At 57.5% G+C, this 22,869-nt stretch carries 19 protein-coding genes and 1 tRNA gene; 9 read left to right on the forward strand and 11 right to left on the reverse strand.

From position 1 onward, the window contains the following. Window positions 1–95: 95 nt before the first annotated feature. The 3 genes from dpiA to GUC32_RS16140 all read left to right on the forward strand — a co-directional run bounded on the left by dpiA (window position 96) and on the right by GUC32_RS16140 (window position 4,164). On the forward strand, window positions 96–782 hold the full coding sequence (dpiA, locus tag GUC32_RS16130; RefSeq protein ID WP_151429213.1) for a two-component response regulator DpiA: 687 nt from the start codon (window positions 96–98) through the stop codon (window positions 780–782). Between the two features lie 102 nt (window positions 783–884). Beyond that, complete coding sequence (locus GUC32_RS16135) at window positions 885–3,974, forward strand: beta-galactosidase (protein WP_099817417.1); 3,090 nt, start codon at window positions 885–887, stop codon at window positions 3,972–3,974. 114 nt (window positions 3,975–4,088) lie between these two features. Continuing rightward, a tRNA-Asn gene (locus GUC32_RS16140) sits at window positions 4,089–4,164 on the forward strand. Between the two features lie 97 nt (window positions 4,165–4,261). Here GUC32_RS16140 and GUC32_RS16145 read toward each other — a convergent pair. Next, entirely contained in the window at window positions 4,262–5,095 is an 834-nt protein-coding gene (locus tag GUC32_RS16145) for an oxidoreductase (RefSeq protein ID WP_369435781.1), read from the reverse strand. Window positions 5,096–5,200: 105 nt separating this feature from the next. Between GUC32_RS16145 and GUC32_RS16150 the strand changes: the two genes are divergently transcribed. Together GUC32_RS16150 and GUC32_RS16155 are read left to right on the forward strand one after the other, a co-directional pair. Further along, window positions 5,201–6,121, forward strand: a complete 921-nt coding sequence (locus GUC32_RS16150) for an AraC family transcriptional regulator N-terminal domain-containing protein (RefSeq protein WP_369435321.1) — start codon at window positions 5,201–5,203, stop codon at window positions 6,119–6,121. 248 nt (window positions 6,122–6,369) lie between these two features. Beyond that, window positions 6,370–8,289 (forward strand): NACHT domain-containing NTPase, encoded by a 1,920-nt coding sequence (locus GUC32_RS16155; RefSeq protein WP_369435322.1) that lies wholly within the window; start codon window positions 6,370–6,372, stop codon window positions 8,287–8,289. A gap of 366 nt (window positions 8,290–8,655) precedes the next feature. Here the strand turns inward: GUC32_RS16155 and GUC32_RS16160 are convergent, their stop codons facing one another. After that, entirely contained in the window at window positions 8,656–9,030 is a 375-nt protein-coding gene (locus GUC32_RS16160; RefSeq protein WP_233496344.1) for a cell envelope integrity TolA C-terminal domain-containing protein, read from the reverse strand. A 685-nt stretch (window positions 9,031–9,715) separates the two neighbouring features. Between GUC32_RS16160 and GUC32_RS16165 the strand changes: the two genes are divergently transcribed. Beyond that, the gene (locus GUC32_RS16165; RefSeq protein ID WP_369435323.1) at window positions 9,716–11,422 is read left to right on the forward strand and encodes a hemolysin; all 1,707 of its coding nucleotides are present in this window, start codon (window positions 9,716–9,718) and stop codon (window positions 11,420–11,422) included. Between the two features lie 51 nt (window positions 11,423–11,473). On the opposite strand, the gene GUC32_RS16170 is transcribed toward GUC32_RS16165, so the two are convergent. Further along, complete coding sequence (locus tag GUC32_RS16170; RefSeq protein WP_369435324.1) at window positions 11,474–12,046, reverse strand: hypothetical protein; 573 nt, start codon at window positions 12,044–12,046, stop codon at window positions 11,474–11,476. Between the two features lie 129 nt (window positions 12,047–12,175). On the opposite strand from GUC32_RS16170, the gene GUC32_RS16175 reads away from it, so the two are divergent. Further along, window positions 12,176–13,066, forward strand: coding sequence for a LysR substrate-binding domain-containing protein (locus GUC32_RS16175; RefSeq protein ID WP_369435325.1), 891 nt, complete (start codon window positions 12,176–12,178; stop codon window positions 13,064–13,066). Here GUC32_RS16175 and GUC32_RS16180 read toward each other — a convergent pair. The 7 genes from GUC32_RS16180 to GUC32_RS16210 form a co-directional block, all read right to left on the reverse strand. Next, the gene (locus GUC32_RS16180) at window positions 13,063–13,791 is read right to left on the reverse strand and encodes a PA1136 family autoinducer-binding transcriptional regulator (RefSeq protein WP_148123579.1); all 729 of its coding nucleotides are present in this window, start codon (window positions 13,789–13,791) and stop codon (window positions 13,063–13,065) included. The two genes, GUC32_RS16175 and GUC32_RS16180, sit on opposite strands and share 4 nt — an antisense overlap. Continuing rightward, a complete protein-coding gene (gene hchA, locus GUC32_RS16185; RefSeq protein WP_016927070.1) occupies window positions 13,788–14,663 on the reverse strand; it encodes a glyoxalase III HchA in 876 nt (291 codons plus the stop codon). The genes GUC32_RS16180 and hchA overlap by 4 nt, the downstream gene beginning before the upstream one ends. 102 nt (window positions 14,664–14,765) lie before the next feature. Beyond that, complete coding sequence (locus GUC32_RS16190) at window positions 14,766–15,533, reverse strand: ABC transporter ATP-binding protein (protein WP_049295963.1); 768 nt, start codon at window positions 15,531–15,533, stop codon at window positions 14,766–14,768. After that, window positions 15,520–16,530, reverse strand: a complete 1,011-nt coding sequence (locus GUC32_RS16195) for an iron ABC transporter permease (protein WP_025303467.1) — start codon at window positions 16,528–16,530, stop codon at window positions 15,520–15,522. Before GUC32_RS16195 ends, GUC32_RS16190 begins: the two co-directional genes overlap by 14 nt. 42 nt (window positions 16,531–16,572) lie before the next feature. Further along, window positions 16,573–17,649: an ABC transporter substrate-binding protein gene (locus GUC32_RS16200; protein ID WP_212637287.1), complete on the reverse strand. Its 1,077-nt coding sequence runs from the start codon at window positions 17,647–17,649 to the stop codon at window positions 16,573–16,575. A gap of 46 nt (window positions 17,650–17,695) precedes the next feature. Continuing rightward, window positions 17,696–18,058 carry a hypothetical protein gene (locus tag GUC32_RS16205; RefSeq protein ID WP_016927066.1) on the reverse strand — a complete coding sequence of 121 codons (363 nt, stop codon included), beginning with the start codon at window positions 18,056–18,058 and terminating at the stop codon, window positions 17,696–17,698. A gap of 52 nt (window positions 18,059–18,110) precedes the next feature. Next, window positions 18,111–19,481: an MFS transporter gene (locus GUC32_RS16210; protein ID WP_079449929.1), complete on the reverse strand. Its 1,371-nt coding sequence runs from the start codon at window positions 19,479–19,481 to the stop codon at window positions 18,111–18,113. 334 nt (window positions 19,482–19,815) lie between these two features. Between GUC32_RS16210 and amiA the strand changes: the two genes are divergently transcribed. Together amiA and GUC32_RS16220 are read left to right on the forward strand one after the other, a co-directional pair. After that, entirely contained in the window at window positions 19,816–20,658 is an 843-nt protein-coding gene (gene amiA, locus GUC32_RS16215; RefSeq protein WP_025303471.1) for an N-acetylmuramoyl-L-alanine amidase AmiA, read from the forward strand. A 54-nt stretch (window positions 20,659–20,712) separates the two neighbouring features. Beyond that, complete coding sequence (locus GUC32_RS16220) at window positions 20,713–21,765, forward strand: porin (protein ID WP_049295964.1); 1,053 nt, start codon at window positions 20,713–20,715, stop codon at window positions 21,763–21,765. Between the two features lie 120 nt (window positions 21,766–21,885). Here the strand turns inward: GUC32_RS16220 and GUC32_RS16225 are convergent, their stop codons facing one another. Continuing rightward, window positions 21,886–22,830, reverse strand: a complete 945-nt coding sequence (locus GUC32_RS16225) for an NAD-dependent epimerase/dehydratase family protein (RefSeq protein ID WP_342116176.1) — start codon at window positions 22,828–22,830, stop codon at window positions 21,886–21,888. Between the last annotated feature and the right edge of the window lie 39 nt (window positions 22,831–22,869).

Below are 22,869 nucleotides of genomic sequence, written 5' to 3' on the forward strand. Positions count from 1 at the left end.
TAATCTTATGGTGTTTATTATTGAGATAATCTTTATTTGGCGCCGCAGTTTACTTACATTCATTTAGCATCTTGATTGCAATAGTAGGTTTCATTATGGAATGGCTGAACATCCTGATCGTTGAAGACGAAACGCCGCTGGCGGAAATGCACGCGGAGTTTATCCGCCAGAACGGCGGCTGCCGCCAGATTTGGCTGGCCGGCACCCTGGCGCAGGCTCGCGCCATGACCGAGCGCTTCAAGCCGGACCTGATTCTGCTGGACAACTTTCTGCCCGATGGCCAGGGCATCATCCTGCTGCGCGAACTGACGCTGAGCGGGTATCGCGGCGGCATCGTGTTCATCACCGCCGCCAGCGACATGGCCACCGTGGCCGAGGCGTTGCGTTACGGCGTGTTCGACTACCTGATCAAACCGCTGGCCTATGACCGGCTGAGCCAGACCCTGCAGCGCTTCAGCCAACGCCGCGAAGCGCTGAAGGACAAAGCGCGCCTCAACCAGCGCCGCATCGACGAGATGTTCAACACCTACGCCCGTGGCGAACAGCAGGCGGCGCTGCCCGCCGGCATCGACGAGCTGACGCTGGGCAAGGTCCGCGCACTGTTTGCCGAACCCGCCGCGCGCCACACCGCTGAAAGCGTTGCGCAAAAAATGGGGCTCAGCCGCACCACCGCGCGCCGTTATCTGGAGTTTTGCACCGCCGCGCAGCAGCTGCGCGCCGAGATCATTTACGGCAAGGTCGGCCGCCCGCAGCGGATCTACCGCGCCGGCGAACCGCATTAACGGTTATTTGATCGCCCTTGCAAGGTTGCGTGTAACCGCTTTACTTTTTATGCGCCGGTCAGCATCTTGGTGAGCATCACCTAGCCGACAGGACGATCGCCGATGCCCGCTGCGCCCCTTGCTTCCCTGACCGAGATCCTCGCCCGCCGTGACTGGCAAAACCCGGCCTGCACCCACTACCGCCGGCTGGACGCTCACCCGCCGTTCGCCAGCTGGCGCACGGTGGAAGACGCGCGCGACGATGCCCCCAGCGCCAGCCGCCGGTCGCTGAACGGCGAGTGGCGCTTCAGCTATTTCCCGCGCCCAGAGGCGGCGCCGGAAGGCTGGCTGCAGCAGGATCTGCCGGACGCCGCCCCGCTGGCGGTGCCGGGCAACTGGCAGCTCGCCGGCTACGATGCGCCGATCTACACCAACGTGCGCTACCCGTTCCCGGTCGATCCGCCGCGCGTGCCGGAAGACAACCCGACCGGCTGCTACTCGCGCACCTTCAGCGTCGATCCGGCCTGGCTGGCCGCCGGCCAGACGCGCGTTATCTTCGACGGCGTCAACTCGGCGTTCTATTTATGGTGCAACGGCCACTGGGTCGGCTATTCGCAGGACAGCCGCCTGCCGGCGGAGTTCGATCTCAGCCCGTGGCTGCGGCCGGGTGAAAACCGGCTGGCGGTGATGGTGCTGCGCTGGTGCGACGGCAGCTATCTGGAAGATCAGGACATGTGGCGCATGAGCGGCATCTTCCGCGACGTCAGCCTGCTGCACAAACCCGCCGCGCACCTGAGCGATGTGCGCATCACCACGCCGCTGCATGACAGCTTTACCCGCGGCGAACTGGTGGTGACGGCGCGCGCCAACCGGCCCGGCCCGCTGCAGGTGCAGGTTCAGCTGTGGCGCGACGGCACGCGGGTGGCCGAACGCACCCAGCCGCTCGGCAGCGAGATCGTGGACGAGCGCGGCGCCTATGACGATCGCGTCACGCTGCGCCTGCCGGTGGAACGCCCGGCGCTGTGGAGCGCCGAAACGCCCGCGCTGTATCGCGCCACCGTCGCCCTGCTCTCGCCCGAGGGGGAGATTATCGAGGTGGAGGCCTATGACGTCGGCTTCCGTCAGGTAGAAATCAGCGGCGGGTTGCTGAAGCTCAACGGACAGCCGCTGCTGATCCGCGGCGTTAACCGCCACGAGCATCATCCGCGCCACGGCCAGGTGATGGACGAGGCGACGATGCGCCACGACATCCTGCTGATGAAGCAGCACAACTTCAACGCGGTGCGCTGCTCGCATTACCCCAATCACCCGCTGTGGTACCGGCTGTGCGACCGTTACGGGCTGTACGTGGTGGACGAAGCCAATATCGAGACCCACGGCATGCAGCCGATGAACCGGTTGGCTGACGATCCGCTGTGGCTGCCGGCAATGAGCGAGCGCGTCACCCGCATGGTGCAACGCGATCGCAACCACCCTTGCATCATTATCTGGTCGCTGGGCAACGAGTCCGGCCACGGCGTAAACCACGACGCGCTGTACCGCTGGGTGAAAAGCCAGGATCCGACCCGCCCGGTGCAATATGAAGGCGGCGGCGCCGACACCGCCGCTACCGACATCATCTGCCCGATGTATGCGCGAGTGGATCAGGATCAGCCGTTCCCGGCGGTGCCCAAATGGGCGCTCGGCAAGTGGATCGGCCTGCCGGAGGAACAGCGGCCGCTGATCCTGTGCGAATACGCCCATGCAATGGGCAACAGCTTCGGCGGTTTCGAGCGCTACTGGCGCGCGTTCCATGCACATCCGCGCCTGCAGGGCGGCTTTGTCTGGGACTGGGTCGATCAGGCGCTGATCAAACGCGACGAGCGCGGCGAAGAGTTCTGGGCCTACGGCGGCGACTTCGGCGACTCCCCCAACGATCGCCAATTCTGCCTGAACGGGCTGGTGTTCGCGGATCGTACCCCACACCCGGCACTGTTCGAAGCGCAGCGGGCCCAGCAGCTGTTCCGCTTCGCCTTCGACGCCGCCTCGCTAACGCTGACCGTCACCAGCGATTACCTGTTCCGCCACACCGACAACGAACAGCTCAACTGGCGGCTGGAGCTGGACGGCGTGGAGCGCGCCAGCGGCAGCTTCGATCTGGCGCTGCCGCCGCAGGGCAGCACTCGCTTCACCCTGCTCGACCGGCTGCCGATGCTGCATCAGCCCGGCGAGCTGTGGCTGAACGTGGAGGTGGTGCAGCCGCAGGCCACCGACTGGTCCGAAGCGCACCACCGCTGCGCCTGGGATCAGTGGCGGGTGCCGCGCGCGCTGCATCCCGCCCCGCCGCCGGCGCAGGGCCTGCCGCCCACACTGACTGAAGACGAGCAGGGGCTGACGCTCACCCACGGCGACCAGCGCTGGCGCTTCGAGCGCAGCAGCGGCCACCTGACGCAGTGGTGGCAGAATGAACAGCCGCAGCTGCTGACGCCGCTGCGCGACGGCTTTGCGCGCGCGCCGATCGATAACGACATCGGCGTCAGCGAAGCGGACCATATCGATCCCAACGCCTGGGTCGAACGCTGGAAGCTGGCGGGCCTGTACCGGCTGGAGGAGCGCTGCACGCGGCTGCAGGCGGATGCGATGCAAAACGTCGTGCAGGTGGTGAGCGAACACCAGTTCGGCGTGGACGGGGAGATTTTGCTGATCAGCCGCAAACAGTGGCTGTTCGACGCGTTGGGCGCGGTGAGCGTGAACGTGGAGGTCGAGGTGGCCGACGCCCTGCCGCCGCCGGCGCGCATCGGCCTGCACTGCCAACTGGCGACGGTGCAGCCGCAGGCGGAATGGCTGGGCCTGGGCCCGCACGAGAACTACCCGGATCGCTGCCTGGCCGCGCAACACGGGCGCTGGCGCCTGCCGCTGGCGGATCTGCACACGCCGTATATTTTCCCCGGCGAGAACGGCCTGCGCTGCGACACCCGCAGCCTGCGCTACGGCGGCTGGCGCATCGACGGCCGCTTCCACTTCTCGCTCAGCCGCTACGGCCTGCAACAGCTGATGGCCTGCAGCCACCAGCATCTGCTGCAGCCGGAAGCAGGCACCTGGCTGCATCTGGACGGCTTCCATATGGGGGTGGGCGGCGACGATTCCTGGAGCCCGAGCGTGCACCGGGATTACCTGCTCACCGCCGGCGTTTACCGCTATCAGCTGCGCCTGCAGCGGGCGCTCGAGGGCTAAATCTGCCAAAAAACTCAACGGGTTGCGCATTCTGTAAGCAAACAGTCACAGAATGTGTAATCCGCCTTTGACATGCCGACGGCGCCTCGCTATTATTCGCCCCGTTCACACGATTCCTCTGTAGTTCAGTCGGTAGAACGGCGGACTGTTAATCCGTATGTCACTGGTTCGAGTCCAGTCAGAGGAGCCATATTTAGAGAAGCCCGCTCAGGGAAACCTGAGCGGGCTTTTTGCTGTTGGGCGGATCATAATCGGTGATCCCCTACACACTCTCTACCCGACACCGTTCAGCCATCCGTTGAACGGGTGAGTTTCTCCCATTGTTCAATTTCCTTACCTAGCGCCTCGAGCTTTTGCCGCACCAAACTTAATGCGTCACTGCCTAACAACAGATGCGTTGGCGGGTTCCCGCTCTCGATCAATGCCAGCATGGCATGAGCCGCCTTAATCGGATCGCCGAGTTGCTTGCCGCTTTTTTCCTGGCGCGCCTGACGAACAGGTTCAAATAGCGCGTCATAGTCAGGGACACGGCGAGGGCTGCGTACCATTGAACGCCCGGCCCAGTCCGTTCGAAACGAACCGGGCGCCACGGCGGTCACGTGTAGGTTGAACGGGGCAAGCTCTTTACTTAAGGTTTCTGATATTCCTTCCAGTGCAAATTTGCTGCCACAGTAATAGCTGATACCGGGCAAGGTAATGAAACTGCCCATTGAGGTGATATTGATAATGTGGCCCCGACGGCGCTGGCGCATGCCCGGCAGCACGGCTTTGATCATCGCCACCGCGCCAAACACATTGACGTCAAACTGGCGGCGCAGCTCTGCAAGCGGGGATTCTTCCAGAATGCCTTCATGGCCGTAACCGGCATTGTTCACCAGCACATCTATCGGACCAATGGCAGACTCTATCTCTCCAACCACCTCATCAATACGTTCAACGTCCGTGACATCAAGCAGATAGCCAAAAGCCCGCTGCGTATCGAGCGCGGCGAAAGCCTGTAGCGCTTCGCTGTTGCGCACCGTCCCTATAACCCGATGCCCCACGGCGAGGGCTTCCCGCGCCAGCGCCTGACCAAAGCCACTGCTGACGCCGGTAATTAAAATCGTTTTTGCAGATGCCATAAAAAGAACTCCCATGAACCATGAAGGTTGCATGGTATTCTCTTCCCTGCCGCATTTTTAGGCCGTATTTTCTCTTTTTCTTGCCTGATTTTATGAGGTGGTGGGATGTCCGACATGATTGCCCTGATGAATAGACTTGCGGTGCAAGAGGGATACAACCTCACTGCCCTACCTGATGTGCGAATTTTGCGTTCCGATCGCCCGCTTGCCAGAACGCCGGTGCTTTACGATCCGGGGATCGTGATTGTCTGCCAGGGCAGCAAACGCGGTTATTTCGGTCAACAGACCTATTTATATGATGAGCAGCACTACCTGGCGGTTTCGGTGCCGGTGCCGTTTGTGATGGAAACCGACGCGTCGGCAGCACATCCGCTGCTGGCGATTTATATGCATCTGGATTTTCAGCTTGCCGCTGAACTGATGTTGCAGATTGAACAGCATGGCGCCCCGCATCCTCCCGTCGCGCCGCAAAGCATGATGTCAAGCCCCATGGACGGCGCGGTAAAAATGGCCGTACTTCGCTTACTTGACGTCCTGGCTAACCCGCTTGAGGCGGCGATCCTCGGCCCGGCGCGGGTGCGTGAGCTTTATTTCCGCGTGCTGACAGGCGCACAAGGCAACGCAATGCGTGCCGCGCTGGCCTTGCAGGGGCAGTTTGGCAAAATCGGTAAAGCGTTGCAGCACATCCATGCCGCTTACGCGGAGCCGTTAACGCTGACGCAACTGGCGATGATGGCCGGCATGAGCGTGCCGACCTTTCATAGCCATTTCAAAGCGATAACGCAGATGCCGCCGATGCAGTATGTGAAATCGGTACGCCTGCACCAGGCACGGATGCTGATGGTGCGCCAACAAATCACCGCCGCCGCCGCGAGTTACGCCGTTGGCTATGAAAGCCCATCGCAATTTAACCGCGAATTCAAGCGTCTGTTTGGTCTGCCACCGGCAGAGGAGATAAAACGCATGCAGCGTAACTTCGCCATTCCGCCCGCGCAGCCTGCCTCGGTATTTGTTTCATCGCACTGAGGCTTATTTGGTCAGGCGAACGATAGTCCGCTATGAGCGAAAAGCGGACGTTCGTAATCAGCTATACCGATAGGAGATCTACATGTTCCCCCTACGAAGGCTGTACCTGAAAACTGCTAAATGCTAAATGCTAAATGCTAAATGCTAAATGCTATTGATAGCAAACGGAAATTTTTAATTGTTAAAATTTTTAGTGGGCTATTGTATAGTAGAAAATATATCAGAGGACAGCCTAAAGGTGCGATATCATGGTAGACCCATTCACTGCTAAAATTATAGAAGCCGCAGTAGTAAAATCCGTTGAGTTAATGCTTCAGAAGATTTTCAACTCTCAGTGGCCAAGAGATTGCGAAGATGCAAAAGAGATAGTTCACGAACTACATAACGGATGGTCCAAAAATAAATTCATCGAAAAACACGTCCAACATACGCTTAAAATGCGTACTCTTATAAATCCGAATGACGATGTAACACTTACAGATATTTATCACCCACTGACAGTCGTTACTGCATCTAACGGTGACTCAATATCAATAAAAGATGACTTTATCCTTCAGTTTAGCGGGATCGTTAATATTATTGGTATAGCCGGCCAGGGAAAAAGCACTATACTGCGCAAGCTTTTTCTAGAGGAAATTAAAAAAGCGGAGAGAGTTCCTTTTTTCATTGAGCTTAGAAACGTACCGGACGGAGATATACTAGCATACTTCAAGAATTTACTTAAAAGCCTCCACATTACGGTTACAGACTCGAATGTTGAATACTTACTCCAATCGAAAAAGATAGTTTTACTGCTTGATGGATTTGATGAAATCCGGCAGGAGACCACAGTTCAAGCTATTAAGTCGATACTCGAACTAAACAAAACTTATGCCTGTCCACTTATAACAACAAGCAGACCAAACACGCAAATTTGTCAAATGCCAGGAATTAATAATCTGGAGGTAAAGAAAATAGATTTAGAAGATAAACTGCACATACTTAACCTGATTGAAAGACAGGACAACAAATCTAACAAGACAACATTTCGAAGCCTGTGTAATCTGCTTATTGAGAATACATACTTTGAGGAAACCATCAGTAACCCTATTATGGTTACGCTCTTATATCATTGCTTTCCATACATGGATGAAGTGCCAAAGGATATTACTGATTTTTATCGCCAGCTATTTGGCGTTTTATATGCGCGACATGATAAAACAAAAGGTTATAATAATAGGGAGAGAGAGTCAGGTATTGAGGTGGAACCCGCCCGTACGCTTTTCTCAAACCTTTGCCTTAAATCATTATTAAGAGAACAGTACTATCTTGACTCACACACGCTTCATCAACATATAAAAAGTGCTATTAAAAGCCATGGGTATGATGAAAAATTAGCTGAAGCATTCACTAACGACATTGTGAACATAACCTGTTTGTTGCAGGCCGATGGTAATGACCGTTTTGTTTATCTTCATAAATCGGTACAGGAGTTTTTTGCTGCATTTTTTATTAGTACAATGCAGGAAAAAACCATTAAAAGTGAAATTTATGCGTTTTTGAGAAAATCCCTCCAGTCATCACCTAAATTCGATAACCTACTACAATTTCTCTACTATTTAGATAATCTATCTTTTTTGAATGAGATCACGCTTGAAACATTCAAAACCACTGGGTTTGAAAAATATGCTAACCTGACCTATGAAGAAATTTCTGTACTATTTGACGAATTATTATCACGCGGAGGGCTTTATGGGGAAAGTACACTGAATGATACATTTGTCACCTTAACCGGCTATACTACGATACAAACAATTTTAAAACTAGACTTCTTGAACGTAATAAAAGGTGAAAAAAGAGATAAGTTTGATATAGATTCTGAGTTTATAAAAATAATCCCAGATATTATCGACAAAGAGGACCTTTCATCTTATCGTTATAATAAAACGTCCTCAAAAAAAAATAAAAATATTTTTATCGGAGAGAGATTAGATGATAATCCGAGAGAAAGTTATAAATTTGATTTCAAGGAATTCCTAGTAACCACTGGATTGTATGAATATTATAAAAATATATTCTTTGAGACCATTGTTGATTTCAATAATGAAGTTTATAAGGTAAAGGAAAATGAAGTCCGCGAAATGAAGGATGCAATGTTCGATAGCTTTGGGTTTATATCTGATATTTGACATATATAGAAGATAATACTCCGCGATGAATTAGGCCGTGAAAGCGGCCTTGCACATTACAGTTTGTAGGTTAAGACAACACCAAATCTATCTGCTTTTCGCCAAAATGGTTTGCGCAGCCTAAGCAGAAAAGATTGATTGAATGACTTCATCAGCATGTATGTATTGATCGGAGAACATGCGTAAAAAAGCAAAGAACGGTGAGGGCCAGTAATGTCCTCTCCTGGAACGCAACTGAACTGTCCCCCCGGTTGATCCACTCAAACTGTTATTAGCTACTTCCGCTTCTGGCACGCAACGGACAGGCTACGTGGTCATTGGGTCTGCTATGAGCGAGAAGCGGGCACTGAAAGGGCTATTATCGGGCTAACCGCGCATATCGAAGCCCGATTTTTGAAAATCTCTATAGACTTCTGGATTGTTGAAGGCTGGAAATTTGGCTTTATGGGCTGCTGACTTTATCGCTTCGCAATAGGCTGTATTGCCATTGCTGGTTGATACGTTTAAAGCCGTGCCATCCTGAGCAAATTCAATATGCAACCTGCATTTTTTCCCCTTCCAGTTTTGCGGCTCATCAAGTTCAGCATTTATTGCCGCCCTGATTGCCCTCGCTTGCACGCCCCATTCATCCTGATCATCCCAACGTCCTGAACTGCAACTACCCGTTGCCGTGGTCTTATGGCAACCGGAAGGGTGTAACGGTGCGCAACCCGCGGTAAGACTGACCAAAATGGCCAGCATAACGATTTTCTTTACTGTTTCAGGCGAGTCCACTTTTTGCCCCTCAACCCATTTAAACTCAGCAATATAGGCCTATTCTTCCGTCATTCCTGGCACCTTTCAACCACTAATTATCTACATCAACTAGATGTTTCGAATGATCTTTCTGAATATGTAGAAGCAGGGAAGAGACTGCAATTTATTACCTAATAATTAGTACAAGCAGTTTATACGTCCGCTTCTGGCAAAAAGCCGACCGCCAGAGTCCCCACGCCGGCATTTCCTCACCCCATTCCACACCCCAGCAGCGTTGGAGCGCCCCCCTGCGTTGCCGTCGGTGTGAATCCGCAAAGCGGCAACCACAATCACCGCCATAACGCCAACGTTTGGCCAACCCCCACCAGCGAAACCCACTCTTTTATCTAAGAAGATTCCTAACCCAGCTGACGGAAATCCCTCCCTGGCACCAATACGCGGGTTAACCCGCCGATTTACAGCAATAATCCTGTAAAAACAATCGATAAGCGAATTGTTCGCACTCGATAAGTTACGTCTATCCTTTCGCTATGGGCGCCTGCCGCCCATCGTTCGCTGCGGCTCGCGGCATGCGCGTTTCTGGCTGTACGGGTTTCGGTTTATTCCATCGCGCGCCTCCATTCATCATGTTGAATTTCACAGCAATCCCTCAGCAACAAGGAGTGTTTATATGGCTTACGTCATTACCGACCGAGAAAAACTGCAAGCGATTTGGGAGGCCGCCAAAGCCGGCGACTGGCCGGCCGTGTATGCCGCATCCGTCGATGCGCTCACCGATCCCAACCATGCCAACCAACCTATTCAAGGCGTGGATATCGCGGTCTATACCTGGATCAAAGGCGCCTATGGCGTGAACTCGAATCAGGGGGCGTTTGCCCATTACATTCGCGACCAAACCAAGCTGCAGTATGAGCTGCGCACCGGGCATGTGCCCGATGACTGGGAAACGCGCATTCAAAATGCCTCCGACAACATCGCCAAAAACTTTGCCAAGACGCTGTTTGGCGTCGATCTGAGCAGCGATCCCAACGCGCCGCTGCCGGATGCCCCGCGCACCAGCGCCAAAGTGCCGGACATTCACGAGGTCGGCCTGATCGACGCGGGCGCGGCGGCATCCGAGGTGTTCACCGATGCCTCCTCGACCGGCGCCCCCAACTATTCCCCCTGGGCCGGCACCACGCTGTTCTCTTATTTAGGCGATAACTCGTTCTTTACCGAATGGGTGGCCACCAACGACACCTCGCCTTTTAAGGTCGAAAGCGGCACCTACGATTTGATTGCGGCGGCGCAGGTCTCCATGCAGATGAAAAACCTCAGCTACGTGGTTGAAACGCTGCTGGCGGGCGAAGTGCCCACCTATTTAACCACCCTCGGCATTGGCCACGAGACCATCCGCCTCGCCGCCGAAGCGGCGCGTGATTTCTACACCGAATCCTACGGCAGCAGCGTGACCGGCGGCGGCAGCCTCATTCCCGGCAAGCTGGATATCGGCTCGGCGATTTTCAACGACATTGCCGACGTGCTGTCCACGCCGAATCTGTACCGCGTCGGTACGCTGTATGACGATGATTTCACGCTGGCGTTCGGCAATATCGCCGTTAACACCGGCAGCGGCAACGACACCATCAGCGTGCCGCGCGGCTGGCAAAACAACGCCGGCAACTACGGCTGGACGGTCATCGACGGCGGCAGCGGTCATGATACGGTCGATTATTCCAGCCTGTCGCACGGGGTAAACCTGAAGTTTGACGCCCAGGGCAGCTACGGCGGGCGCGGGGTGGTCGAGAAAAACGGCATCGGGCTGTACGGTTTTAAGGACGGGCTGTACAACATCGAGGCTGTGAAGCTGACGAACTTTAAGGATAACGTCACCTTTAACGATCGGGTGCTGACACCGGCCAACGGCCTGGAGGTTAACCTGGGCAAAGGCTCCAGCGAGATTCGCTTCGAGCACGGCTATACCACTGCGTCGGGTGGGAGTGCGCCGCAGGATTATCTCGGCGTGAACCTGAGCATGTTGTCCAACGATGTGCCTTTCCCCAACAGCCTGCTGAATATTCCCGTGAAGCAGACCCACAATATTTACATCGACGACAGCTTCGAACTGGGCTTTTTACAGGCCTCTTCCCTGTCTATCGATAACCACCTGCTGGCCTTCGGCGCCGAAGGCTCAAACAGCAGCTTCTCGCTGAACTACAACGCGCAAACCCATACGCAGGATCTGTCGATATTCATGCAGGGCGAAAGCGCGCTCAATCAGCACGTCGTCAATATCTACAATTGGGATCAAGGCGACTTCGGCATCACGCTGGAGCAGCCGGCCATTCAGCTTGTCGGCTTGCAAAACGTTACGCCGCAAGAACTGGCGGCCGCCTAAGCGAAGCCCGCCCGTTACCCCGGGCGGGCTGTTTATCTTCAGCGCGACGGCTCACTCCCCATCCCGCTCCGCAACCCGCGCCATCAATGCCCCCAGCAACGCCAGGTCGACCAGCAACGCCAGCGCGAAACAGGCTCCCTTTATCCCCGGTGCGGCATAGGTTTGCACCAGCGAAGCGGCAATCACTACGGCCACGATAGTCACCACCATCGTCAGCCTGCACGCCACGGCGAACGCCGCTTTCTCCCCCACTGCCGTGCGGTAGGCGACGCCCTGCCCCAGACCGCCGAGGACGATGCCCGCCAGCAGGGCCGGCCAATCATGGCCGCCGAACAGCATCAGCAGCGTCAATAGCCACCCCACCGCTGCCAGTAAAAAGCCGTAGCGGAGAATCGCCAGCGCAGGCCGGTTCCGCAGCGGCCGTAGACGGGCCAGTGCGGCGCCGCCGAGAAACGCCAGCGCCAATGCCGTTAGCAGCATCAGGGTCGCGCCGATGCCCAGCAGATTTTCGGTCTTCAGCAGCAAGGCGCCTGCCGCGGCCGGCACGCTGAGCGCCAGGGCGCTCGCCGCCGCTCCCGTGTGTGCCATGGCGCCCAGGGCACCGTTGTTGATATAAAGGCTCATCGTTCACTCCCGACATGATGGAAATGATGAAATAAATTCATTTCCCTGTTCACATGTCAGTAGCCTATCTCTTGTATAATCGCTCAGACAAACTCATAGTTTTCAGCCTTGGATGAGAATAATTCAGCCATGAGAAAAACCCGTTTGCCGCCGCTGGGCGCGCTGCGCGCCTTCCACGCCGTGGCCGGCTGCCGCAGCTTTAAACATGCCGCCGAAGCGCTGGGCGTCAGCGCGACGGCAGTCAGCCACCAGATCAAGCTGCTGGAGTCGGTGCTGGAATGCCGGGTGTGCGAGCGCAGCGCGCAGGGCGTCAGCCTGACCGAGACCGGCGAGATCCTGTATGCCGGCACCCAGCGCGCCTTCGCCGCGCTGGAGCAGTCCGTCGCCCAAATCACCCGCGCCCAGCAGCCGCCGGCGCTGACCGTCACCACCACCTCCAATTTTCTCACCCACTGGCTGGTACCGCGCCTGGCGGATTTCAAGGCGGAGTTTCCCGCCATCGATCTGCACCTGCACACCAGCGTCGAGCGGGTCGATCTCAGCCAGCGCACCGTGAACGTCGCCATTCGCTACCGCGAAACGCCGGAAAGCGATCTGCACTGCACCTTGCTGCATGAGGATCGTTTTATCGTGGTGGCCAGCCCGGCGCTGGCGCTGGAGCGCATCGAGGATTTGCAGCGGGTAACGCTGTTTCACGTGGAACATCGGCAGGTGCCCGCCGACGCGCCGACCTGGGAAAACTGGCGGCGGCGCTACGGGCCGGAAGGGTTGAATGTGGAAGCCGGGCTGACCTTCAGCGACGAAACCCATGCGCTGCAGGCGGCGGTGGCCGGCCAGGGGGTGGTGATCGCCAGCCGGCTGCTGGCACGCGATTTGTTGCAGCGCGGCGTGTTGGCCGCGCCGTTCGAGATGGCGTTACCCGGCGCCAACTACTATCTGATGGCCACCGAAGAAACTGCGCAGCGCCCCGATATCATTGCGCTACGCGAGTGGTTGCTGCGGCAAATGGCGGCGGGCTAACGGCTCTCGGGGGCGATCTCCCCCAGGCGGATCGCCACGCTGATCGCCTGCGCGGTGGTGGCGGCGCCAAGGCGTTGGCGAATGCGGCGCAGGTGGTTTTCCACCGTGCGTTCAGACAGGCCGAGCATCGCGGCGATATCCGCCTGCCGCCGGCCGATGGCGGTCCAGCTCAGCACCTCGCGCTCGCGCGCCGACAGCCGGCTCCCCCCCTCACCGGCTGCCGGTTCGAACAGCCGCCGCGCCGCCAGAAAGGCCGCCGAACCCACGAGCGACAGCGCCAGCCGCACCGGCGGCGAGGTGTCGATGCGCTCGCCCCCCAGGCTGACGGCGCCCTCCAGGCCGGCGGGGCCGAACACCGGGATCTGCACGCCGTGCAGACCGGCTCCGCGCGGCGTGCGCACAATCCGGTAGCGCTCGCCCTGCTGCGCCCGGGTTTTGGTCCAGAAGAACGGCTCGCTGGCCCGCAGCATGTGCCGGGTCACCGGGCAGTGCCGCACGTAGGTCAGCGCATCGACCGCCTCGCCGTCGCCGAACCAGTCGCCTTCGACCCAATAGATATGCTCGATCCCCGCTTCCGCCGTGGCGGAAGCGGAAAACAGCACAAAGCGATCGAAACCGAACGGCGCGGCGAAGGCGCGAACCCGCCCCTGAATGGCGGACAGGGTTCGCTCGTGGTCCATCGCCAGCGCCGTCTGGAAAGCGCGCTGCGCGATCTCGTCGCTCATCGCGTGGCGACGTCGGCCAGCAGCGTCTCTGCCGCCAGTTTGCCGAGGTTGTTGGAAGCCAGCGGGCTGTCGCCGGTCAGCAAGCGCCGATCTTTATGCACCTTGCCGGTGATGTCGGCGTTGACGATCTTAACGCCCCGCTCGCGCAGGCGTTCGCCCACCAGCCAAGGCATCGGGCCGGGGATATAGCCGATGTCGATGTTGGCGCCGGTATCGAGCGAGTCCGGGAACACGCACATCTCATAGCCGCGATAGAGGAAATCCTCTTTGTTCTCGCCAATGCCCGCCGCCAGCAAACCGGCCGGCCCGTGGCACAGCGAAATCACATAGCGATCGTTGTCATGCGCCCAGTGCAGGGTCTTTTTCACCTCTTCGCTGAACGGGATATCATTGAGCACGCCGTGGCCACCGGGGATGAAAACGCCGAGGTAGTTGCCGCCATCCAGATCCTTCACCACTTCCGTCAACTTTTTCGGCTGCTTGAGCTGGCTGCGGTACTTCTCGTAGGTGGCCTTGACTGCTTCATCTTCATGCGGGAACGCCCACATCTCCAGCTTCACCGGATCGCCGGACGGCGTGGCGATGTCGATCTCGAAACCGGCCAGATCCAGGTGATACATCGGCAACAGCATCTCGACCGGGTGGTTGCCGGTCGAGAAGAACTTGCCGTTTTGCATCAGCAGGTAACGCTCCTGCGAGGCGATCATCAGCACCTTCCACTTGCCGCCGCGATAGGCGTTCGGGTAGCTGGCACCCGTGAAGTCGGTTTTGGACGAGGTGTACTGGCTGAGGGAGTAAGGCGATGGGAAGAATGCGTTGTCTTCCGCCACATCCGGGGTGGGATTACGATCGTTGGATACTGAATCAGTCATGATTATCTCCATATTCACCGTTGCATTTCTCTTTCAGCTTAAATAACCGCCGGCGGGGCCGCAATGAGGGATATCCCTCAATCACCCTCGCGCTGGCGGCGCTCAAGCGGGGTGCGGTAGCGCGACAATGAACGTTTCTTCGCTGACGCCGGCATATTCGTACCGGCACTTTCTCACCGGCACCTGGAAATAACGCTCCAGGATATCCTCCTGCAGCAAGGCGTTTTTATCGCCAAACATGCACTGTCGCTTATTCATCAGCAGGCACTTGTCGGAGATGCGATCGGCATAATGCAGAAAATGCGTATTCAGCACGATCGTCATCTGCCGCTCTTTGGCGAGGCGCCAGAGCATCTCGATCATTTTAGCCTGATTGTAAAAATCCAGATTCGATTCCGGTTCGTCGAGGATCATGACGTCGGGATCCGCCGCCAGCGCCTTGGCGAAATAACACATCTGCAGTTCTCCACCGCTGATCTGGTTGATATTTTTCTGCGCCAACGGCGCGATCTCCAGCGCGTGTAACACCGCCTGCGCCTTGGCGACATCTTGCCGCCGCGGCCTGGCGAACCACCCCGCCTGGCGAGCACAGCCGAAAGTGACAAAATCGAGCACCCCATAAGCGAAATGCGGCGTTTTCGCCTGCGGCACATAGGCCAACCGGGCGGGCCGATTGTCGATGCGGCCGATCTGGCACACGCCAGACAGGGGCCGGCACAGGCCCGCGATGTGTCTCAGCAACGTGGTTTTACCGGCGCCGTTCGGCCCGAGCACGCTGAGGATCTTGCCCCGCGCCAGATGAAAACTGACGTTGTCGAGAAGGGGTTCTCGCCCCTTGAAACCCAGGGTCAGCTGGTTAACTGTGATCATGTTTGCTGCTCATAACAAAAAGGAGAGCGAAAAGCGGCGCGCCGATCAGCGCGGTCAGGATGCCGATCGGGATTTCAGCATAGGTGGCCCCTCTGGCGATATTGTCGATCGCCAGCAAAAACAGCGCCCCGCTCAGCGCCGAAGCGGGGATCAGGCGGCCGTGGTTATACCCCAACACGCTTCTCACCAAATGCGGGATCACCAAGCCGACCCACCCCACCACGCCGGCCAAGCTCACCGAGGCGGAAACCAGCAAAGAGGCGGCGATCAGCAACAGGATCTTCAGCCGAGGCGGATTCAGGCCGGCGATGCGCGCCTCGTCGTCTCCCAGCGAGAGAATGTTCATGTTCCACCTGAGCCGGTAGATAGTCAGGTAACACGCCGCAAACAGCGGGATCAGCCAATAAACCTGCGCTTTCGCTACCGAAGCGAAGCTGCCCATCAGCCAAAAGACGATCGCCGGCAAGGTATCCTGCGGATCGGCGACATATTTTATGACCGAGACAAACGCGATAAACAGCGACGCGATAATCATGCCGGACAAAATCGTGGTGAGTGCATCCTGCCGGCGTTTGAGGCGGCAGATGCCCAGCACCAGCAGCAAGCTCACCACGCCGAAAAGAAACGACAGCAGGGAACTCAGGGCAAAAGGCAAACTCAACAAAATGCCCAGCGCAGCGCCAAAGGCGGAGGCGGAAGAGGTGCCCAGCACGTCCGGGCTGGCCAGCGCGTTTTTCAGCACCGCCTGAAAGGTCGCACCGGCGACCGCCAACCCACCGCCCACCAGCATCACCGCCACCACCCGCGGCGCGCGCAGGTTAAAAATCACCGAGTAGCGGGCCTGGTTTTCCCCCGGCATGTTCCCCTGCCATAAAATCTGCACCACATCATGGGCCGACAAGGCGTAGCGGCCGGCAAACAGCGATGCGAAGGCGACCACACAGAGCGAAATAAACAATCCCGCCATGATCGCCACATATTTTCCTCTGCCCGGCATCCCCAAGCTCCTCCAACGAACTCACGCTATTCAACCGTGGCACTAGCGTTGCGCCAGCACCTCATCCAGCAACCGGTCCGGGATCGCATAAGAGAACATCGTCTGATAATAGCGACGCGTCTCCTCCCGCAGCGTTTTGTCGCTAATGTCTTCAGGGGCATACCGGTTGATCATAAACAGCGGCAACAGTGACGTTTCCGCCGACAGGCCCCCCCAGTTGTGAATGCCCACCGGCGTCGAGAAAACCTTGCCGTTTTTCACCGCCCTGAGCGTCTCCCACGCCTGGCCGGGGATCCCCCCGCGCAGCAGTGCTTTGGCGCTGCCGAACACCACGAAAATCACATCCGGATCCCAGGCCATGATCTGCTCCATCGAAACGTTGATGTACCTGCCGGCATCCCCTTTTACCGGCAAATCCCCGGCGACATTGTCCATGCCGGCCATTTTCAGGTAGGTGTCGCCGTAGGTGTGCGGGCCGCTCACCTTCAGCTGCCTGCCGTCGCTTTCTTCGAGATACAACGCCCTGACGTGCTGCGCGCGGATGGCGGCGGCATAGGGGCGGATCTGTTTCAGGGTCTTTTCCCAGGCGTCTTTGAATTTATGCGTACGCGGCAGGCCGAGTGTGTCGGCGAAGGTATTTTCCCAATACACCTGGGTGACCATCGGCTGGTATTTGGTCTTCCCGCCGGCGTCCAGATCGACCGTCATCACGCCCGCCCTTTCCAGCCGATCGTCCTGGCTTTTGCCGTAGTAATAAATGATGTCGGGCCGCAGATTCATTAACGACTCCATGTTGACCCGATAGTCTTTATTGATGAAATCGGACGTGATCCTGCCGATATCCGGCTTCATGTCCTTCAACACATGCCTATCGGCATGCATGAACGCCCAGGGCCCCACGCCGACGACGTGCCGATAGGCCGCCTCGTTCGCCAGGATCACGCCGAAGGGGCAGTTGCCGGTGATGACGATCCGCGGGTAGCTGCCGGGCAGCGTTTGCGTCGCCGCGCTTTGCAACGGCTCGGCCGCCGCCGGCAGGCTGGCGCCGGCGCAAGGCACCGTCGGCAAGGCAAATAGGGCCAGCAGCGCGGTGGCGATAAATTTCACTGTTACGCACATGGTGCCTCCTGCGCGCACGCTCGGCGGCGCGCGTCGATGGGCTGTATTAGGCCGACGCGGCGATGCCTGCTGCCATAATGGTTATCCCGGCCACAAAGACGATTGCCGTGGTGGCTACCGCGCCGCCGCCAACCAACGCGGCGGTTTTTCCCGTGGAAAGGTCTTTTCGTTGCAGGAAAGAAAGCTCTGCCAGGGGAATGATTTTTCCGCTGTCGGCGACGATGTCTTTAGGTTCCACCTTCGCCACCTTCAGCTCGCCGCCGCTGCCGTCCTTCAGGCCATATTTCAACTGGTCGCCGACATAGACCGGCGGCTGCAGCAGGTAATACGGGCTATTGAGCCCCGCCTCTTTTTGTTGCAACGCCACGTCGTGGTAGGTCGTGCAACCGGCAAGGGAAAACGCCGCCATCCCGATAACCAACGGCACTAATGGGATAAATCGCATGGGAAACCTCGTGCTTCTATTTGCTGGTTTTTAACGTAACGGCGGACTTGAAGCGCATATAGCTCACGACCAGAGAAAGGAACGAGAATGCCGCCCCCGCCATTAAACTGATATTCGTCGCTTGCGCGCCGCGCATATTGCAGAAAATCGCCACTAACGCCGAACCGACGATTTGCCCGATCAACCGGGAGCTGCCCAACAGGCCGCTGGCGATGCTGCTGTTTTCGTGCGAGACCGAGGTCATGATCAGCAGGTTGTTCGGTGATTGAAACAGGCCGAAACCGATGCCGCACAGCGCCACGCGCCATACGATCGCCCCATTCGACGGATCGCTCGGCAAATTGGCCATCAGCAGCATGCCGGCCAACAAGCAGGCGAGGCCTGACAGGGCGACGAGATTGGGATCGTATTTCTTGGCCAAATCGCCGGAAATTAGCGAAGACGCCATGGTGGCCAGCGGCCAGGCGGTCAGCAGCAGACCGATGTCCACCACGTTTCTTTGCAGGACATTGTGGAAATAGAAAGGCAGCGATACAAAAGCCAAAAGCTGGGTGCTGTAAGACAGCATCGACATCAGCAAAGACAATGACAGCGTCGGGTTATGCAGCATCGCGATCGGGATCAGCGCGGCGTTGGCCTTTCTTTTCTGATTGATGTACAGCCACCCGGCCAGCCCGGCGAATACCGCAAAGCTGAGCGCCGCCGCCGGCAGATGGTGGGTGGTCATGCTCATCGTGCTGAGCGAGAAAGCGATAAACAGCACAAACACCAACAGAGCCCCCCCGCTGTCGAATCCAACGCTGCGCCGCTCGCGGGGGGCCAGGAAGATCAGGCTCAGCAGCAGCGACAGGCAGGCGATGGGAACATTGATGGTAAACAGCCAGTTCCAGCTCGTCTGAGAAAGTATCGCCGAGGCGATGGACGGCCCGGCGGCGGCGGAAACCGACACCACCATCACATTGATCCCCAGGCCGCGCCCCAGCAGCCTTTCCGGGTATATCTCCTTGATCAGCGCCGCATTGACGCTGAGCACCGCCGCCGCACCGAAGCCCTGTATCACCCTGAATGCCGTCAGCATCGACAGCGTCGTGGACAGCGCGCAGCCCAAGGATGAAAAAGCGAACAGCACCACCCCGGCTATAAAGATCTTTTTATTGCCCACCGCGCGGCCCAGCGCCGCGAAGGGCATCAAAGAGGCGACAACGGCAAACTGGTAGGCATTAATAATCATGATGGAGGCCGATTCGGAAACGCCGAAATCTTTGGCGATCACCGGCAATGCCACGTTGGCGATGGTACTGTCGAGCATGGCGATGACCGTGCTTAACGAGACCGCGAGAACGGCGAATATATTTAGTGTCTCTTTTTCCTGGTGTTTAAAAGTCATGTTAACGCTCCAAAAACGTGAGTAGCTTCATGCCGGCGGCAAAGACCCCGCTTTTTATCCGTTTTAATATTTACGTTATAACATATCAATTAAAGAGGAGAATAAATCTCATTTGAAATATTAGATTAAATAGTGTGTCAAAATAAGAATTAACAAATGCAAAACAAATTAATATCAATACAAACATTCAATAAACAAAATAAATGCAGTATAAAAAACCAGTGAATTTAAGGAATGACATTAAAAGTAACAGCCGCTAACAGACAACCCCGCCGGCGCGTGAAATTGTTATGTTATAACAAAAACACCCTTTCCTTTTATGCTGGTTAACCTTATGGCTAAGACGGACCTTTTGAACACCCGGTTATCTCGCCGCAGAATGATGTTGGCAGGGTTGGCGGCCCTGGCGCTGAACGGCGCCGTTTCCCCGCTGGCTCACGCCCACGGCCTGCCACGTCCCAAAAAGCAGAACGGCCCTCAGGGGGCGCGAAAAAGATTCCTGGTCATGTTGGATCCCGGTCATGGCGGCATCGACTCCGGCGCCATTGGCCACACCGGTTCGCTGGAAAAACATGTCGTTCTGGAGATCGCCAGAAATGTGCGTGCACAGCTTGATCGACACGGCATCGATGCCCGCCTGACGCGCGACAGCGACGTTTTTATTCCGCTGTACGATCGGGTGGAGATCGCGCACCGGCATGGCGCCGATCTTTTCATGTCCATCCACGCCGACGGCTTTACCTGCCCCAGTGCCTGCGGCGCGTCGGTTTTTGCGCTTTCCAATAAAGGCGCCAGCAGCGCGATGGCGAAATACTTATCGAACAGTGAAAACGCGGCGGACGATCTCGCCGGCCCCAACGTCATCAAGAAAGATCGCTATTTGCAGAAGATACTGTTTGATTTGGAGCAGACGGAAACAATCAAAGAGAGCCTGGCGCTGGGCTCGCACCTGATTCAGCATATTGCGCCCATCCATCATTTGCATGCCAAAAATACCGAACAGGCGGCCTTCGTGGTCTTAAAGTCCCCGTATATTCCTTCCGTCTTGGTGGAAACCTCTTTCATCACCAACCCTGAGGAAGAAAGGCTGCTCGGCACCCCCGCCTTCCGAAATAAAATTGCCACGGCGATCGCTCAGGGGATCGTCAGTTACTTTAAACGCGAAACGCACGCTTAAGCTTCGCCGGGGCGGCAAGCACACGGGTTTGCCGCGCACAGGGACGGTGCCATCATGATAAAACGCAATCCTCGTTATTTTTCGGCGGGCATGCTGTTCCCCCTGCTGGCCCTGTTGCCGCGCGGCGCCTTCGCCGTGTCGTTGATGGGATCGCAGCAAAACAGCCTGAATTTCTACGGCACGATTATCGCCAGACGCTACAGCGGCCAAAACGAACGCGACGACGGCGACCGCAGCTACCTCTATTTCGGCCTGATAGGCAAAAAAAAGATCGCGCCGCGCTGGCAGGCTTACGCCCACTGGGAATATACCGTCAGCTTCGCCGACGCGAGCCGAAACAGCACCCGGCTCGCCTATATCGGCGTGCAAAACGCCACCCTGGGCAGCCTCGATATCGGCCGCAACTGGGGCGTACTTTATGATGTGACCGCCCTGACCGATCGCTCCCCGCTGTTTAGGGAAATGGCGTACAACTACATCGATAACTTTATGCGCGGCCGGGCGCATAACCTGCTCACCTACCGCCAAACTTTCAGCCTGTTTCAGCGGCGCGCCGCCCTCGCGTTGCAATATCAGTTCAAAGACGGCGACGATCGGCAAGCGCCGGGCAAACAAAACGGCAACGGCTTCGGCGCCTCGTTCCGTTATGCGCTGACGCCGACGCTCAGCCTCATCGCCGCCGCCTCGGCGTCTCAAACCACGCAGCGGCAGCAACACGCCGCCGGCTATCGCCGACGCATCGATACGCTGGCCGAAGGGGTTCTCTATGCGTCGAAAAAAATCTATCTTGCGGCCGTGTTCACCCAAAGCGACAACGCCATCAGCCCGCAACAAACCGCTAACCGCGGCTCGGCGTCAAGTTATGAAGCGCTCGTCAAATACCGGCTGACGGACCATATTCAGCCCAACATCGGCTATACCCGTTTAATACAGGCCCGGGCAGGCCGCAACACCGACTTATTGAACTACGAAGAGTTGGGGGTGACTTGGTTGCTCAATAGCAACATGCAGGTGTTTATTAACTATGAATTCAATAACCTTTCGCAGCACGCGGCCGGCGTCGATGCGTCGGACAAGCTCGATATGGGCATCAGCTATCACTGGTGATCCGCTTTCGCGCAGCCAATAAAAAGCCCCGCCCGGTGAGGGGCGAGGCTCGCTTAATGGCTCGAGTGGGCCGGCAGCCCAGCGTAGCGCGCTATGGCTAGCCCTGGCGCGGCGGGCATCTTAACGCGGCGCTTGCGTGTTCTTCCACTCCCGCCAAATCGTTTCCAGCCCGGCGCGATACGTCGTGACGGCGAAGTCGGGAAAGCGCTGCTTGAACTTGGTCGAGTCGAACAGGTTGTCGTACTCGTAGCGCGGCAGCAGCTCGCGCATCTCACGCGCCCCGGACGAAACCAGCCCTGCGGCGATCAACGCCCATTTGCCGATGACGGAATATGAAATGTCCTTCCCAAACACCTCGCAGGCCAAGGCGGCGAACTGCGCATAGGTGAGCCGTTCGTCGCAGCACGGGAGATGCCACGTCTGGCCGAACGCGTCGGGCGTATTGCCGAGCCGGGCTAACCCACGGCTGGCGTCGGGCGTCCAGATCAGCGTGCGCAGCCTGTCGTCGCGAACCGGCACGCGCGGTTTTTCCCCCGCTTTCAGCCTGTCGACGATCAACGCATTGGTGAAGCTCTGCGTTTTTCCCGGCCCATAAAACTCAGGAGCACGGCCGATCAGCACGGGGATCTGCTTGCGCTCCATCTCGTCGAGCACCTTCTCGGTCATCAGAGCGCGCACCCGTCCCTTGCGCCCCCGAGGCGCGAACGGCGTCGATTCCGTCTGCAGTTCGCCGTTCTGCGGATACATATAGGTATTGTCGAAATAAACAAAGGGCACGCCCGCGGTACGGCTGGCGTCCAACGCATTCTGCAGCATGGTCGGAAATTGCCGCTCCCACAGCGCCGAATCCGGCGGCAGGCCGGCGGCGAAATACACCACGTCGCTGCCCTTCACCGCCGCCAGGGTCTGCTGTGCATCGAGCAGGTCGGCCGCGACCAGCGTATCGCTGTCGTTGACCTTCTTCGGGTTGCGGCTGACCAATCTTAAATCATCGGTGTACGCGCGCTTCAGTTCACGCGCCAGCTCTTGGGCGATCTGGCCACTGGCGCCCAGGATCGTTTGCATTGGCGTTCCTCATCGCAATCAAATAAATATCCTCCGGCA

This window comes from Serratia sp. NGAS9, from assembly GCF_009905295.1.
In the GTDB taxonomy this organism is placed as follows: Bacteria; Pseudomonadota; Gammaproteobacteria; order Enterobacterales; family Enterobacteriaceae; genus Serratia; species Serratia bockelmannii.

Excerpts from the sequence above, each read along its gene's own strand:
- GUC32_RS16210 (WP_079449929.1), bottom strand. The coding sequence starts at position 19,481 with ATGACTTTTAAACACCAGGAAAAAGAGACACTAAATATATTCGCCGTT.
- dpiA (WP_151429213.1), top strand. The coding sequence starts at position 96 with ATGGAATGGCTGAACATCCTGATCGTTGAAGACGAAACGCCGCTGGCG.
- GUC32_RS16220 (WP_049295964.1), top strand. The coding sequence starts at position 20,713 with ATGATAAAACGCAATCCTCGTTATTTTTCGGCGGGCATGCTGTTCCCC.
- GUC32_RS16180 (WP_148123579.1), bottom strand. The coding sequence starts at position 13,791 with ATGAGCGACGAGATCGCGCAGCGCGCTTTCCAGACGGCGCTGGCGATG.
- amiA (WP_025303471.1), top strand. The coding sequence starts at position 19,816 with ATGGCTAAGACGGACCTTTTGAACACCCGGTTATCTCGCCGCAGAATG.
- GUC32_RS16195 (WP_025303467.1), bottom strand. The coding sequence starts at position 16,530 with ATGCCGGGCAGAGGAAAATATGTGGCGATCATGGCGGGATTGTTTATT.
- GUC32_RS16190 (WP_049295963.1), bottom strand. The coding sequence starts at position 15,533 with ATGATCACAGTTAACCAGCTGACCCTGGGTTTCAAGGGGCGAGAACCC.
- GUC32_RS16155 (WP_369435322.1), top strand. The coding sequence starts at position 6,370 with ATGGTAGACCCATTCACTGCTAAAATTATAGAAGCCGCAGTAGTAAAA.
- hchA (WP_016927070.1), bottom strand. The coding sequence starts at position 14,663 with ATGACTGATTCAGTATCCAACGATCGTAATCCCACCCCGGATGTGGCG.
- GUC32_RS16175 (WP_369435325.1), top strand. The coding sequence starts at position 12,176 with ATGAGAAAAACCCGTTTGCCGCCGCTGGGCGCGCTGCGCGCCTTCCAC.
- GUC32_RS16170 (WP_369435324.1), bottom strand. The coding sequence starts at position 12,046 with ATGAGCCTTTATATCAACAACGGTGCCCTGGGCGCCATGGCACACACG.
- GUC32_RS16150 (WP_369435321.1), top strand. The coding sequence starts at position 5,201 with ATGTCCGACATGATTGCCCTGATGAATAGACTTGCGGTGCAAGAGGGA.
- GUC32_RS16225 (WP_342116176.1), bottom strand. The coding sequence starts at position 22,830 with ATGCAAACGATCCTGGGCGCCAGTGGCCAGATCGCCCAAGAGCTGGCG.
- GUC32_RS16165 (WP_369435323.1), top strand. The coding sequence starts at position 9,716 with ATGGCTTACGTCATTACCGACCGAGAAAAACTGCAAGCGATTTGGGAG.
- GUC32_RS16200 (WP_212637287.1), bottom strand. The coding sequence starts at position 17,649 with ATGTGCGTAACAGTGAAATTTATCGCCACCGCGCTGCTGGCCCTATTT.
- GUC32_RS16135 (WP_099817417.1), top strand. The coding sequence starts at position 885 with ATGCCCGCTGCGCCCCTTGCTTCCCTGACCGAGATCCTCGCCCGCCGT.
- GUC32_RS16145 (WP_369435781.1), bottom strand. The coding sequence starts at position 5,095 with ATGGCATCTGCAAAAACGATTTTAATTACCGGCGTCAGCAGTGGCTTT.
- GUC32_RS16160 (WP_233496344.1), bottom strand. The coding sequence starts at position 9,030 with ATGCTGGCCATTTTGGTCAGTCTTACCGCGGGTTGCGCACCGTTACAC.
- GUC32_RS16205 (WP_016927066.1), bottom strand. The coding sequence starts at position 18,058 with ATGGCGGCGTTTTCCCTTGCCGGTTGCACGACCTACCACGACGTGGCG.